Here is a 13,512-nt window from a genome sequence, read left to right as displayed (position 1 = left end):
GTGAGCGAGCCTGATAGACATCTCGGCAAGTCGGTCACTGGCATAGAGGTTTTGGCGCCTCTATGCCGTTGACTGTTAGAGGCGGCAGATTAGGAGTTCGCGCTCGTAGATCATCTCGGGGGAGATGGTCGTGGAGGGCGAGGAAGAGTTCTTCGTGGCCCATGACTTCTTGTTTCCATTGCGCTCGGTCGACGGTTTGGAGGGTGTCGAAGGTTTCGCGGGGGAAGTCGATGCCCTTCCAGTTCATGTCGTCGAAGTGTGGGGTCCAGCCGATGGGGGTTTCTTTGCCCTGGGCGCGGCCGCGGACACGGTCGACGACCCACTTGAGGACGCGCATGTTTTCGCTGTAGCCGGGCCAGAGGAACTGGCCGTCCGGGCCCTTGCGGAACCAGTTGACGTGGAAGACGCGGGGGTGGCGGAGAGGTTGCGCTGCATCTTGAGCCAGTGACGGAAGTAGTCGCCCATGTGGTAGCCGCAGAAGGGAAGCATGGCCATGGGGTCGCGGCGGACTTTGCCGATGGCGCCGCCGGCTGCTGCGGTGGTCTCGGAGCCCATGGTGGCGCCGATGTAGACGCCGGCGGACCAGTTGAAGGCCTGATAGACGAGGGGCATGGTGGTGGGGCGACGGCCGCCGAAGATGAAGGCGGAGATGGGGACGCCGTTGGGATTCTCCCAGTCGGGGTCGATGGTGGGGCACTGGGCGGCGGGGGCGGTGAAGCGGCCGTTGGGATGGGCGGCGGGTTGTCCGGTTTCTTTGGCGATGGCCGGGGTCCAGCGGTTGCCGCGCCAGTCGATGAGTTCGGCGGGTGGGGTGTCGGTCATGCCCTCCCACCAGACGCCGCCGTCGGGGGTGAGGGCTACGTTGGTGAAGATAGTGTTTTTGGCGAGGGCGGCCATGGCGTTGGGGTTGGTTTTGGCGCTGGTGCCTGGGGCTACGCCGAAGAAGCCGTATTCGGGGTTGATGGCGCGGAGCTGGCCGGTGGCGTCGGGTTTGATCCAGGCGATGTCGTCGCCGACGGTCCAGACCTTCCAGCCTTCGAAGCCGGCGGGGGGATCATCATGGCGAAGTTGGTTTTGCCGCAGGCGCTGGGGAAGGCGGCGGCTACGTAGGTTTTTTCGGTGGTGCCGTCGGAGCGTTTCGGGGATTCGACGCCGACGATGAGCATGTGCTCGGCCATCCAGCCTTCGTCGCGGGCGATGTTGGAGGCGATGCGGAGGGCGAAGCACTTTTTGCCGAGGAGCGCGTTGCCGCCGTAGCCGCTGCCGTAGGACCAGATCTCGCGGGTTTCGGGGAAGTGGACGATGTATTTTTCGTCGTTGCAGGGCCAGGGCACGTCCTGCTGGCCGGGTGCGAGGGGGCGCCGACGGTGTGCATGCAGGGGACGACGCGCTTTTCGTCTTTGTCGATTTCGGCGAAGACGGGGGCGCCGATGCGGGCCATGATGCGCATGTTGACGACGGCGTAGGCGGAGTCGGTGAGCTGGACGCCTATCTGGGACATGGGCGAGCCGATGGGGCCCATGGAGTAGGGAAGGACGTACATGGTGCGGCCGCGCATGGCTCCTTTGAAGAGGGCCTTGAGCTTTTTGCGCATGACGAAGGGGTCTTCCCAGTTGTTGGTGGGGCCGGCGGTGTCCTTGGAGAGGGAGCAGATGAAGGTGCGGTCTTCTACGCGGGCTACGTCGTTGGGGGCGGAGCGGGCGAGGAAGCAGCCGGGCCAGAGCTTTTCGTTGAGCCTGGTGAAGGTTCCGGCGTGGACGAGCTGGTTGCAGAGGAAGTCGTATTCGGCCTGGGAGCCGTCGATCCAGTGGATGCTGTCGGGCTGGCAGAGGTCGGCCATCTTTTCGACCCAGCGGATGAGATGTTTGTTGGTGGTGGGTGGGGTTGCGATGGCGGTTTCGACGGCTGTGGTCTTCATAGGTTGGCGCGATTTCCTTCGGGTACAAGTCTTCGCTTCAACCGTGGGGCTGTCAACCCTCGGTTCCGGGTCGGGGAGATGCGCCGCGAATTCCGATGATCTGGAAGGTCGCGCCGGGCGATCTGATGGGGTGGATTTTGGAAGATTTATCGGCGATTCGTTCGTTTTGAGAGGGTTTTGCGTGGTGGTCGACCTGAGATTGGGGTTTAGGCCACACTGCGGTTGCCGGCGCTGATAGACTTAAAGTTCTGCGCTGTGACTTCGCGCAACCAGTTCTCTCAAAGCGGCAAAACCGCGACGAGCAAAAAAGGAAGAACAAGACAAAGTGGACCAGCAGACCAAACAAGCTCTCAAGCATGACCAGTTCGTCGATACGACCCAACATGGCCTGGACTGGGCCAAAGAAAACCGCCGCTCCGTGATCGCTACCAGCGCTATTGTGCTTGCGGCGATTCTGATCGTGGTGGGTGGATTTCTGATCTATAGCAGCCGCGCGAATCAGGCTTCGGTCGCCTTCGGCGCAGCTATGCAGGCTTATCAGACGCCGCTCGCCGCGCCAGGGCAGCAGGTGCCTGCGGGGGTGAAGACTTTCACGTCGCCGACGGAGCGCGCCAGGGCAGCCAATAGTCTATTTATGGGCGTTGCGGACAAGTACGGCATGACTCCGGATGGAAGGGTGGCTCGCTACTTTGGCGGGCTGACGTATATGGAGCAGGGGCAGAACGGCCCGGCGGAGAGCACGCTGAAGCAGGTGGCGAGTGGTTGGAATGGAGATCTTGCGGCGCTCGCGAAGCTGTCGCTGGCGCAGCTTTACCGCCAGACGGGACGGGACTCTCAGGCTGTGGATATTTACAACGAGCTGACTGCTAAGCCGACGACCACCGTGCCTTCGGGGCTGGCGCAACTGCAGCTGGCGGAGTTGTATGAAGCACAGGGGAAGCCGGAGCTGGCGAAGAAGATCTACGCGCAGCTGAAGGATAAAGATGCCAAGGGTGCTGCGGGGTCGCTGGCTGCTCAGAAGCTGAATCCTACGCCAACGGGACCTCCTGGACAGTAGTTCCTGAATGTAATTTGGAAGTAAGTTCGGGATGCCGGGGATTCAGCCCTGCATCCCGAATCTGCGTTGGGGGAGATCAGCCGTGGTCTTCGTCGTGAAAGAAGGGTGTGCGATCGCCTGCTGACTTCATGGCTGTGGCTGCGTCGGTACGCATTCTCGTCAGGATGCTCCACTGATCGTTGAGTTTTGGGGGCGCGACCCAGACCGGGAGCGGAAGGCGCAGATAATCGGACAGGCCGTGGGCGGCAGGCTCGTAGAGCGCGCGAATGGTGTGGAGACGTTTTGCTGCGGCGGGATCGCCACAGAGCCGGAGTTGATTTTCGCCGAGCGCTTCGCAGAGATGGTAGAAGTCTTTGGAGGGGAGGCGGTCGGGGTCGGTGCGGGGCTTGCCGTCTTTTCGTTCGAGGACTTCGAAGACTTCGCCGATGTCGATGAGGGCGTGGCGGGACATGACGAAGGTGAGTTGAGCCTGTCGGGAGTGGTTCCCTTCGATGACTGAGATGAGGAGCGCGCAGGTGTCCAGGATCGAGACAAGGGCGGCGAGCCAGCTTTGGGTGTCGTGCTGGGAGCGGTAGTAGCAAAGAATTGGGTAGGAGATGTGGGACTCGAGGATCTCGGCCGACCAGCGCTCCCACTCCTCCAAGAGGTCGATGAGGGCTTCTTCGCTTCCTTCGAAGGCGTGGCGGCGGAGGAGCTCGGCCGCGTTGGGTGGGGAGCCGGCGCGCGCGTCGAGCAGGGCAACGTTGATCTCTCGGCGGGAGAAGGATTGATAGAGAACGGGAAGATAGCCGATGACGAGGGCGACGAAGCCGAGGCCTACGCCTGACTCGAGGATGATGAAGGCTCGTGCGAGCAGGCTGTGTGGGACGACGTCGCCGAGGCCAAGGGTGAAGAGGGTTGTGCCGCTGACGTAGAGATCTGTGCCGAACTGTGCCCAGGCGCTGTTGGTGTGGATCATCATGGCGTCGCCCAAGGGGGAACCCATGGAGAAGAAGAACATTGCGAAGCCGAAGATGAGAAGAATCGCCCAGAGGAGGAGAAGCAGAAGAAGGGAGAGCGGGCCGTAGATACTGTAGATCTGCCCGCGGAGTTTTTTGTCGGTGATGCGATCGGCCATCAGGACCCAGGGAACCCATGTGGCGATGAAGAAGATGCGGGTGATTCGAAATCGTCCGGTTGGGCGGCGGGGGAGGATGATGGTCTGGAAGGCGTCCAGGGCGACGCCCAGGCAAAAGAGTAGACCAGCGATGAATGCGGCGACGCGCAAAATTGGTATCCTCAATCCAGTCGAGTCAGCGTTCTGTCGTAAACCTTACCAGAGATGTAGTTGCGATTCTCTGCGGATGGAATCGCAGTTCGTTGTTGGCAAGCTTTTTTTGCACAGCCTGGCTCGTGGTGTTGTCTGGAGAGTTGAGTCTAAATCTTCAGAACAAAATCATTGAATTTTGATTCGACAAAAATGCATTTTGAGGCCTAATCTTGACCCATCAAGCATGTGTTGACGCGCACACCCCAAACGATTCGCACGGAGGGCCCCGATGAATCGAGTCCTGGTGGTTGATGATGATCGTCTCGTGGCCGACACGCTGACTCTTATCTTTGAGAAGAGTGGTTTCAAGGCGAAGGCCGCTTACTCCGCCGATCAGGGGCTGGAGTGTTCTCGGGAGTTTGTGCCGAACCTGCTGTTGTGCGACGTATCGATGCCCGGACGAGATGGACTTTCGTTGGCAAATGATGTGACGCGGGAGCTGCCCGCGTGTCGCATTCTCATGATGACTGGTTTTTATTCCAATCTGAAGAACGTGCGTGAGCATGCGTGTAGGTGGTCGAGGCCTGTAGGCATACTTACAAAACCGTGTCAGCCTTCGGAGCTTCTGCGTGAGGCTGCGGTGCTGCTGGCCAGTGCTTAGCGGGTGATGCGGCATGCCTGAGCTGGGCCGTACTCTTCTCATTCTCGGGTTGCTGCTGGCTTTGGCGGGGGGAATCATTCTCGGGTTGAATCGGCTGAATCTGCCTCTTGGACGCCTTCCTGGGGACCTAAGCTGGCGTGGGCGGGGATGGTCGGTTTCGTTTCCAATCGCGACTTCGATTCTGATCAGTGTAGTTCTGAGTGTGATTCTTTGGGTTGTGGGACGGCTGCGCCGGTGAGCGTTCGATAAGCCGGGTCACGATGCTAGACTCAGGCAAGATGTCCGAAAGGGAAGACAATCCGCCGACACTGGCCAGCCTTCGAGCGCGGCGCGGGAAGGTCCGGACCGAAAGACGGTCAACGTCGAAGACCCCGACAATTGCGGCGCCTGACCTGCTGCTTCAAACGGATTTTTTTCTTTCTTTGAGAAAGACACCGCGATCGCGGTTGCTGCTTCTGTTGATTCAGTCCCTCGCAGCGAAGGGTCCAGCGAGATTGTGATAAAGCCCTCGCCTCGAAGTGTTCCGGGCATGAGGGAGCCGGTGACGGAGCGTCGCATCTGGAGCGTTCGCTCTCTGGTGACGAACGTTAGACAACAGATCGAGATGACCTATACCGACCTCTGGGTCGAAGGTGAGATCTCCAACTGCCGGCCGGCACCCTCTGGCCACATCTACTTCACTTTGAAGGATGGCGAGGCTCAGTTGCCGGTTGTGCTCTTTCGCCGCCAGGCGGGTTTGTTACGCTTTCGGCCTGCGGATGGGCTTGCCGTTCTGGTTCGCGGCCGCATCTCGGTGTACGAGAGCCGCGGTCAGCTGCAGCTCATCGCGGAGACGATGGAACCTCGCGGCGCTGGTGCATTGCAGCTTGCGTTCGAGCAGCTTAAGGCGCGACTACTTGCGGAAGGACTCTTCGACGCGTCTCGTAAACGACAGCTGCCGTCGTTCCCCAAGTGCGTTGGCATCGTTACTTCAATCTCCGGGGCAGTGATCCGCGACATCGTTATTGTTGTTCGCCGTCGTCATGCGCGGCTCAATCTGCTGGTGTATCCCGCTACGATGCAAGGTGTGTCCAGTCCGGAGTCTGTTGCTGCAGGGATTCGGTGGTTCAATAACAATTCTTCGTTGGTGGATGTCATCGTGGTTGCCAGAGGCGGCGGATCGATGGAAGATCTCGCCGGCTTCAACGATGAGGCGTTGGCACGTACTATCGCAGCGTCTGCACTCCCTGTCGTTACCGCAATCGGCCATGAGACGGACTCTACGATTGCCGATTTCGTCGCGGATGTTCGCGCGCCGACGCCTTCGGCTGCTGCAGAGATGATTACGTCTGCACAGCATCGCATCGAGGAGCGCGTGGCTGCGTTGAGTGCGAGAGTGCAACGTGCTGGAAGATTCCACTTGATGCACGCGCGACAGCGCTACGCACGACTTTCTGCAGAGTCGGTTTTGAACCGACTTCGAGATGCAGTTAACCGCAGGGACCAACGGCTCGACGAGCTTCGGCTACGTCTTGAGGCGGCAGCGCAAGGGCGGCTTCGCGTCCCGATCCAACGGCTGAATTCGATGAGTGATCGTCTCCGGCGCCAGGATATTTCTATTCGCATTGCCGCAACGGATCATCGTCTGCAGGCTGTGACCGTGCGGTTGCAGCGCGCCGCGGTTCAGACTGTTGCGAGTCGGCATACACGTCTCGAAAGGACTTCGGGGAGGCTCGACGCGCTGTCGCCGCTCGCAGTTTTGTCGCGTGGCTATGCTCTCGTTTATCTGCAAGGCGGCGCCGCAGACGGTACGTTGCTGCGTTCCTCCGCAGATGCCGCGGCCGGACAGACGATACGCGCGCGGCTTGCACAGGGGACGCTGGAGGCCAAAATAACTCAGACTCATATGGAAGACGCAAAGATAATGGAGACCAGGAAGTCATGAAGAAGCTCTTTGGAACCGACGGCATTCGCGCTGTCGCAGGGCAGTCCCCACTCGATGCGACCACGGTATACGCTATCGGACGTGCACTTGCACATATTCTCGGTACGAAGACAGCAACGCCGCGTGTTTTACTCGGAATGGATACTCGCGAATCCAGCGAATGGATTGCCGCAACCTTGACCGCCGGGCTGGACGCGGGCGGAGCTTCTGTTGAAAGCGCTGGTGTGATCACAACGCCGGCGGTTGCGTTTCTGACGCATACTCATGGGTTCGCTACCGGCGTCGTCATCTCGGCCTCGCACAATCCGTGGCAGGACAACGGCATTAAACTCTTTGGACCAGATGGTTATAAGCTTCCGGATGCCGTTGAGCTTGCGATCGAAGAGGAGATCTTCCGTCAACTTGCTGCATCGACGACTGCGCCGCAAAGGACGGTGCCGCCTGCTGTAAATGAGGCCGACCGCGCTGAGTATGTTCGCTTTCTGCTGGCGTCGGTTGCTGAGCTTTCACTGGATGGGAAGCGGATCGTGATCGACTGCGCCAATGGAGCTGCTTCGTCGGTTGCACCACAGCTGTTTTCTGATCTTGGCGGAGAGGTTTTGATTACTCACGCCAGTCCGGATGGGAGAAATATCAATGAGGCCTGCGGGGCATTGCATCCGGAGATCGTTGCCGAACAGGTGAAGAGGTGCAAGGCGTCGATGGGGATTACGTTCGATGGCGACGCCGACCGTGCGCTCTTTGCAGATGAACATGGTCGCGTTGTGAATGGGGATGCCGTACTTCTGCTGGCAGCACGCGATCTACAATGTCGTGGGCTTTTGACGAACTCGACGGTGGTTGCGACGACGATGTCCAACATGGGGCTTGAGGCAGCGCTGAAACGCAGCGGAATCGAGATGCTTCGCGCCGCTGTCGGCGACAAGTACGTTCTTGAGCAGATGATTGCGACCGGTGCAGCGCTGGGCGGCGAACAGTCCGGCCACATTATCTTTAGCGGACGCAGCACGACGGGAGATGGACTGCTGACTGCATTGCTGCTGCTGGATGTCGTACACAGGAGCGGGAAGTCTTTGGCGGAACTTGTGGCAGATCTGAAGGTTTTTCCGCAGGTGATTGTGAACGTCAAGGTGCGCGAGAAGAGACCGCTTGAAGGGATTCCAAATGTGGCTGCTGCCGTTCGCGCTGCCGAGGTGGAACTTGCTGAGTCGGGCCGAGTTGTGATTCGTTATAGTGGCACGGAGGCTTTGGCGCGGGTAATGATCGAGGCCGAATCAGAGCCGCTCATGCGGCATCATGCCGACACGATTGCTGCGGCTATTCGTACTGAGATCGGTGTTTGAAAAAACCGCACCTAACTGATTTGCGGGGGTTGCGTGCGGAAGCCATCTGCACTGATCATCTTCCTAAAAGTGGTAACTTTTATGCGGCCGGTCTTCTCTCCTAGACGATGGAACGGGTCCGATATTTTTCAGGAATAACTATTTGCCTTTCGCCATCTAATGCAGAGAGAGGTTGAACGATGAGGGAGCGGGAAGGAATGCAGGTCGCGGTCAGAAGTATTTTCGTTAATTTTGTGGGAATGTTTTGAGTTTTTTCGGCTTACTCCTTCCACAAGGTACTTGTAACAGGAATGGATAGTAGTCTGGTTTTGCGGAACAAACAGAGATGCGAGGAGCACTTAGATGACTACGAAATTGACGCCGCTTGGCGAGCGTTCGGCATGGAAGGCGCTGGGTGCGCACTATCAGCAGATTCACGACACGACGCTCCGCCAGCTGTTTGCGGATGATCCGGCGCGCGGGGAGCGGTTCAACCTTGAGGCTGCGGGGATCTTTCTCGACTACTCGAAGAATCGGATTACAAACGAGACGCTGAAGCTTCTGATTCAGCTGGCGGAGGAGTCGGGGTTACGAGCGCGGATCGACGCGATGTTCAGTGGAGAGAAGATCAATATCACCGAGAATCGGGCTGTGCTGCATGTTGCTTTGCGCGCGCCGAAGGGCGAGAAGATCGTCGTCGATGGTGAGGACGTTGTGCCGGCTGTTCATGCGGTGTTGGACAAGATGGCCGCCTTCGCGGAACGTGTCCGAAGCGGAGCGTGGAAGGGACACACTGGAAAGCGGATCAAGAATGTCATCAATATTGGGATTGGCGGCTCGGATCTTGGGCCAGTGATGGCGTATGAAGCGCTAAAGCACTATAGCCAGCGCGATATGACCTTCCGCTTTGTGTCGAATGTCGATGGCACGGACTTTGCGGAGGCAGTGCAGGATCTAAATGCAGATGAGACGCTTTTTCTTGTCGCTTCGAAGACGTTTACGACGCTGGAGACGATGACGAATGCGCACTCGGCCCGGGACTGGTCGCTCGCTGGACTGGGTGGGGATGAGAAGGCGGTTGCGAAGCACTTTGTGGCGATCTCGACGAACGCGAAGGAGGTCGCGAAGTTCGGCATTGATACGGCGAACATGTTTGAGTTCTGGGACTGGGTGGGTGGACGCTATTCCATGGATTCGGCGATCGGGCTGTCGACGATGCTGGCGATTGGGCCGGATAACTTTCGCTCGATGCTGGATGGCTTTCATCAAATGGATGAGCACTTCCGTACTGCACCGTTCGCTAGCAATCTGCCGGTTCTGCTAGGGCTGCTGACGGTGTGGTATACAGATTTCTTCGACGCGCAGACGGTTGCTGTTCTGCCGTATGAGCAGTACCTGAAGCGGTTTCCGGCGTACCTGCAGCAGTTGACGATGGAGAGCAACGGCAAGCACGTAACGCTTGATGGAACGCATGTTGCGACCGAGACGGGACCGATCTATTGGGGCGAGCCCGGGACGAATGGACAGCACTCGTTTTATCAGCTGATCCACCAGGGGACACGTTTGATTCCTTGCGATTTTATTGGGTTTTACAAGACGCTTAATCCGCTGGGGCAGCATCATGACATGCTGATGGCGAATGTGTTTGCGCAGGCTGAGGCGCTGGCGTTCGGAAAGACGGCGGAGCAGGTGAAGGCGGAGGGTACGCCTGATTGGCTGGTACCGCATCGGGTGTTCGAGGGCAATCGTCCGTCGAATACGATCCTCGCGGATCACCTGACTCCGGAGGTGTTGGGAAAATTGATTGCACTGTACGAGCATGCGGTGTTCACGCAGGGTACTATCTGGAGCATCGACTCGTTCGATCAATGGGGCGTTGAGCTTGGCAAGGTGCTGGCGCAGAAGATTATCGGAGAGCTGGAGAGTAAGACGGAACCTGAGCTTTCGCACGATACTTCTACTACGAATTTGATTCGGAGATACAGGAAGAACAAATAGCCCGGCGGCTAACGGATGCGAGAAGACTCTGCGCCGTTTTTGATGTTAGTGAATCAGCAACTTTGGAAAGGGAGCGTTCAATGCAACTTGGAATGGTAGGCCTGGGCAGGATGGGTGCCAACATGGTGAAACGGTTGGCGAAGAATGGACATGAATGCATTGTCTTCGACAGGTCGCAACAGGTTGTCTCTGACCTTGCAAAGGAAAAGGGGGTTACGGGAGGGTCTTCTCTTGAGGACTTTGTCAGCAAACTTTCCAAGCCGCGAGCAATCTGGCTGATGATTCCTGCGGGAGTTGTGGATCAGACGATCGCTGAACTGGTGCCTCACCTGGAAAAGGACGATATTTTGATCGACGGTGGAAACTCGTATTACATCGACGATATTCGCCGTTCCAAAGAGCTTGAGCCCAAGGGAATCCGCTATGTCGATGTGGGCACGAGCGGAGGCGTCTGGGGACTGGAGCGCGGGTACTGCATGATGATTGGCGGACCGAAGTCGGTCGTGGAGCATCTGGATCCGATCTTCAAGACGATTGCTCCTGGAGTGGGGGACATTCCCAAGACTCCGGGGCGCGAGAAGGTTGGCGGGACGGCGGAACTGGGATATCTGCACTGTGGGGAGACCGGCGGCGGCCACTTCGTCAAGATGGTACATAACGGGATCGAGTACGGGATGATGGCGGCCTATGCCGAGGGTCTGGGCGTACTGAAGGCGGCCGATATCGGCAAGCACGCGGCTGAGATCGATGCTGAGACGACACCGCTGCGAGATCCGGAGCATTATCTGTACGACTTCAACCTTCCTGATGTCGCCGAGGTCTGGCGCCGCGGAAGCGTGATTGCATCTTGGCTGCTGGATCTGACAGCGTCTGCGTTGGTTGTTGATCCGGAGCTCTCGAAGTTTGGCGGAAGGGTCTCGGATTCGGGGGAAGGACGCTGGACGATCAAGGCTGCGATCGACGAAGGCGTTCCGACTCCTGTGCTGACGACGGCGCTCTATACGCGGTTCAGTTCGCGAGGAGAGGCCGACTTTTCCAATAAGCTGTTGTCTGCGATGCGCTTCGCGTTTGGCGGGCATCTTGAGAAGCCGCACGAAAAATAGTCTTGGAACTTGAAGGAGAAAACTCGTGAGTCAATCTCATTCCGATGCGCTGGTCTTCTTTGGCGCGACCGGCGACCTTGCTTATAAGAAGATATTTCCTGCTCTCCAGTCGATGGTCAAGCGGGGCACGCTCAACGTACCTGTGATTGGTGTGGCGAAGGCCGGCTGGAACCTTGATCAGTTCAAGGCGCGTGCCCAGGATAGTCTTGAAAAACATGGAGGGCTCGATCCCGAAGCGTGGGCGAAGATGAGTTCGCTGCTGCGGTATGTGGATGGAGATTATGTGGACCCGGCGACGTTCGTTGCGGTGCGGAAGGCGCTGGGTTCGTCGGAGAGGCCGTCCCACTATCTGGCGATTCCTCCTTCGCTGTTCGAGGAGGTGGTCGAACAGTTGGTGAAGTCCGGCTCGGCCAAAGGCGCGCGAATGATTGTCGAGAAGCCGTTCGGACATGATCTCGCTTCGGCGCAGGAGCTGAACCGGATTCTGTTGTCGGCCTTTCCCGAGTCGTCGATCTTTCGCATCGATCACTACCTGGCGAAGGGGCCGGTTCATAACATGGTGTCCTTTCGTTTTTCGAATGCGTTCCTGGAGCCAATCTGGAATCGTGATTATGTTGAGACGGTTCAGATCACGATGGCGGAGGACTTTGGGGTTCAGGGCCGGGGAGCTTTTTACGACCAGACTGGCGCGATTCGCGATGTGATTCAAAACCACATCTTTCAGGTGATGTGCAATCTTGCGATGGAGTGTCCGGCGCGAGGCGATGCGGAGTCGATGCGTGATGAGAAGGTGAAGGTGCTCAAGGCCATTCCACCGATCGAGTCGAAAGATCTGGTTCGCGGCCAGTTTCACGGCTATCTGGATGAGAAGGGTGTTGCGCCGAACTCGAAGGTCGAGACGTTTGCTTGTCTGAAGCTTGAGATCAAGTCGTGGCGGTGGGATGGCGTTCCCTTCTACATTCGTGCGGGAAAGAATCTTCCGGTGACTTGCATGGAGGTGATGGCGCGGTTCCGCAAACCACCGACAACCAACATCACGGAGCCGAATACGGCGCAGAACTATATGCGCTTCCGCATAAGCCCCGAGATGACGGTGGCGATGTCGGTTTCTGTTGCCGACGAGCTTGGGGGTGGGCGTGAGGCGGTGGAGTTGATTGCGAGCCGTCATCCGAGTCCGGAGGAGATGGAGGCGTATGAGCGGGTGTTGACGGATGCGATGGCCGGCGACGCTACGCTGTTTGCGCGACAGGATTACGTTGAAGAGGCCTGGCGGATTGTCGATCCAGTTCTGAAGGAAGACACGCCGGTGTATGCTTACGAGCCTCACACGTGGGGTCCGCCAGAGGCAGGGAAGAATATTGTTCCTTGCTGCGGATGGGATACGCCGCGTGCGCAGGAGCCGGACGACTTCAGAATTGTCGGAAGATAGAGGAAGAGCCTCGGCGATGGCCGGGGCTTTTCAGGCTCGTGTGACGGTGATTCCGAGCTTCTCGTAAGGGCGTAAGAGAGTTTTTCCGCAGAGCGTTCTGTGATGATGCCGCTGATCTCCGAAAGGGGGACGACGACGTAGGGAGAGGCTGCGTTGAGCTTTTCGGAGGAGGCGAGGACGATGGTTTCAGCAGCCGCGTGGCTCAATGCTCGCTTCACGGCGGCCTCTTCGTAGTCGCCTGTGGTGAGGCCTGTCTTTGGGTGCACGCCGGTTACTCCCATGAAGTAGATGTCTGCGTGGACCTGAGTGATTGCCTCGATCGCTGCGGCCCCCACGGCGACTACGGAGTGCTTGAAGAAGCGGCCGCCAATGAGAATCACCTCGACATTCAGGTGGTTTACGAGTTCGAGAGCGATGGTCGGACTGTGGGTGATGATGGTCGCTTTGAGGTCGGGAGGGATGTGCCGTGCCACCTGGCTTGCCGTGGTGCCGCCGTCGAGGATTACGACTTGTCCGGGTTGAATCATCTTTGCAGCAGCGCGGCCGATGGCTAGCTTTCCGTCGGGAGTGATTCGCTCCCGTCCGGCAAAATCTGCGACTGCAGGGGAAGCAGGCAGGGCTCCGCCGTGAACGCGCTGAAGAAGTCCCTGCTGGGCCATCTCGCGCAGATCGCGCCGTATGGTGTCTTCTGAGACGCCCATTGCGTGACTTATTTCTTTGGCGATGACCTGGCCGTGCTGTTTGAGGATCGAGAGAATCTGCTGTTTTCGGTGATCGGTCAACATAAATTGGCGGAAGAACTGATTCACGATATTACTTGACTTTGCACGAAATTGCACGATATTGTTTTC

11 protein-coding genes and 2 pseudogenes are annotated in these 13,512 nt (G+C 58.2%); 8 read left to right on the top strand and 5 right to left on the bottom strand.

Going from position 1 to position 13,512, the window contains the following annotated elements:
• Positions 1-34: 34 nt before the first annotated feature.
• From RBB80_RS29765 to RBB80_RS29755, 3 genes and pseudogenes are all read right to left on the bottom strand, one after another.
• Positions 35-996: pseudogene (locus tag RBB80_RS29765) on the bottom strand (phosphoenolpyruvate carboxykinase domain-containing protein).
• The gene (locus RBB80_RS29760; protein ID WP_433969959.1) at positions 933-1,166 is read right to left on the bottom strand and encodes a phosphoenolpyruvate carboxykinase domain-containing protein; all 234 of its coding nucleotides are present in this window, start codon (positions 1,164-1,166) and stop codon (positions 933-935) included. Before RBB80_RS29760 ends, RBB80_RS29765 begins: the two are co-directional and overlap by 64 nt.
• Before the next feature lie 84 nt (positions 1,167-1,250).
• A pseudogene (locus tag RBB80_RS29755) lies at positions 1,251-1,840 on the bottom strand (phosphoenolpyruvate carboxykinase (GTP)); the annotation flags it as partial.
• 403 nt (positions 1,841-2,243) lie between these two features.
• On the opposite strand from RBB80_RS29755, the gene RBB80_RS29750 reads away from it, so the two are divergent.
• On the top strand, positions 2,244-2,975 hold the full coding sequence (locus tag RBB80_RS29750; RefSeq protein WP_433965760.1) for a tetratricopeptide repeat protein: 732 nt from the start codon (positions 2,244-2,246) through the stop codon (positions 2,973-2,975).
• Positions 2,976-3,051: 76 nt separating this feature from the next.
• On the opposite strand, the gene RBB80_RS29745 is transcribed toward RBB80_RS29750, so the two are convergent.
• A complete protein-coding gene (locus RBB80_RS29745; protein ID WP_433965759.1) occupies positions 3,052-4,242 on the bottom strand; it encodes a potassium channel family protein in 1,191 nt (396 codons plus the stop codon).
• 271 nt (positions 4,243-4,513) lie between these two features.
• On the opposite strand from RBB80_RS29745, the gene RBB80_RS29740 reads away from it, so the two are divergent.
• From RBB80_RS29740 to zwf, 7 genes are all read left to right on the top strand, one after another.
• On the top strand, positions 4,514-4,885 hold the full coding sequence (locus RBB80_RS29740; protein ID WP_433965758.1) for a response regulator: 372 nt from the start codon (positions 4,514-4,516) through the stop codon (positions 4,883-4,885).
• Between the two features lie 13 nt (positions 4,886-4,898).
• Positions 4,899-5,123, top strand: a complete 225-nt coding sequence (locus RBB80_RS29735; protein ID WP_433965757.1) for a DUF2905 domain-containing protein — start codon at positions 4,899-4,901, stop codon at positions 5,121-5,123.
• Between the two features lie 291 nt (positions 5,124-5,414).
• Positions 5,415-6,809: an exodeoxyribonuclease VII large subunit gene (gene xseA, locus RBB80_RS29730; RefSeq protein ID WP_433965756.1), complete on the top strand. Its 1,395-nt coding sequence runs from the start codon at positions 5,415-5,417 to the stop codon at positions 6,807-6,809.
• Positions 6,806-8,152, top strand: a complete 1,347-nt coding sequence (gene glmM / locus RBB80_RS29725) for a phosphoglucosamine mutase (protein ID WP_433965755.1) — start codon at positions 6,806-6,808, stop codon at positions 8,150-8,152. The genes xseA and glmM overlap by 4 nt, the downstream gene beginning before the upstream one ends.
• A 342-nt stretch (positions 8,153-8,494) precedes the next feature.
• Positions 8,495-10,129: a glucose-6-phosphate isomerase gene (pgi, locus tag RBB80_RS29720; protein WP_433965754.1), complete on the top strand. Its 1,635-nt coding sequence runs from the start codon at positions 8,495-8,497 to the stop codon at positions 10,127-10,129.
• Between the two features lie 80 nt (positions 10,130-10,209).
• Entirely contained in the window at positions 10,210-11,232 is a 1,023-nt protein-coding gene (gene gnd / locus RBB80_RS29715; RefSeq protein ID WP_433965753.1) for a phosphogluconate dehydrogenase (NAD(+)-dependent, decarboxylating), read from the top strand.
• Between the two features lie 25 nt (positions 11,233-11,257).
• Positions 11,258-12,661, top strand: coding sequence for a glucose-6-phosphate dehydrogenase (gene zwf / locus RBB80_RS29710; protein WP_433965752.1), 1,404 nt, complete (start codon positions 11,258-11,260; stop codon positions 12,659-12,661).
• On the opposite strand, the gene RBB80_RS29705 is transcribed toward zwf, so the two are convergent.
• Positions 12,556-13,470, bottom strand: a complete 915-nt coding sequence (locus RBB80_RS29705; RefSeq protein ID WP_433965751.1) for a DeoR/GlpR family DNA-binding transcription regulator — start codon at positions 13,468-13,470, stop codon at positions 12,556-12,558. The genes zwf and RBB80_RS29705 overlap by 106 nt on opposite strands.
• Between the last annotated feature and the right edge of the window lie 42 nt (positions 13,471-13,512).

This window comes from Tunturiibacter gelidiferens (genome assembly GCF_051013345.1).
Taxonomy (GTDB): Bacteria; Acidobacteriota; Terriglobia; order Terriglobales; family Acidobacteriaceae; genus Edaphobacter; species Edaphobacter gelidiferens_A.
Note: the sequence above shows the minus strand (reverse complement) of the source record. Positions and strands in the feature narration are given on the sequence as shown.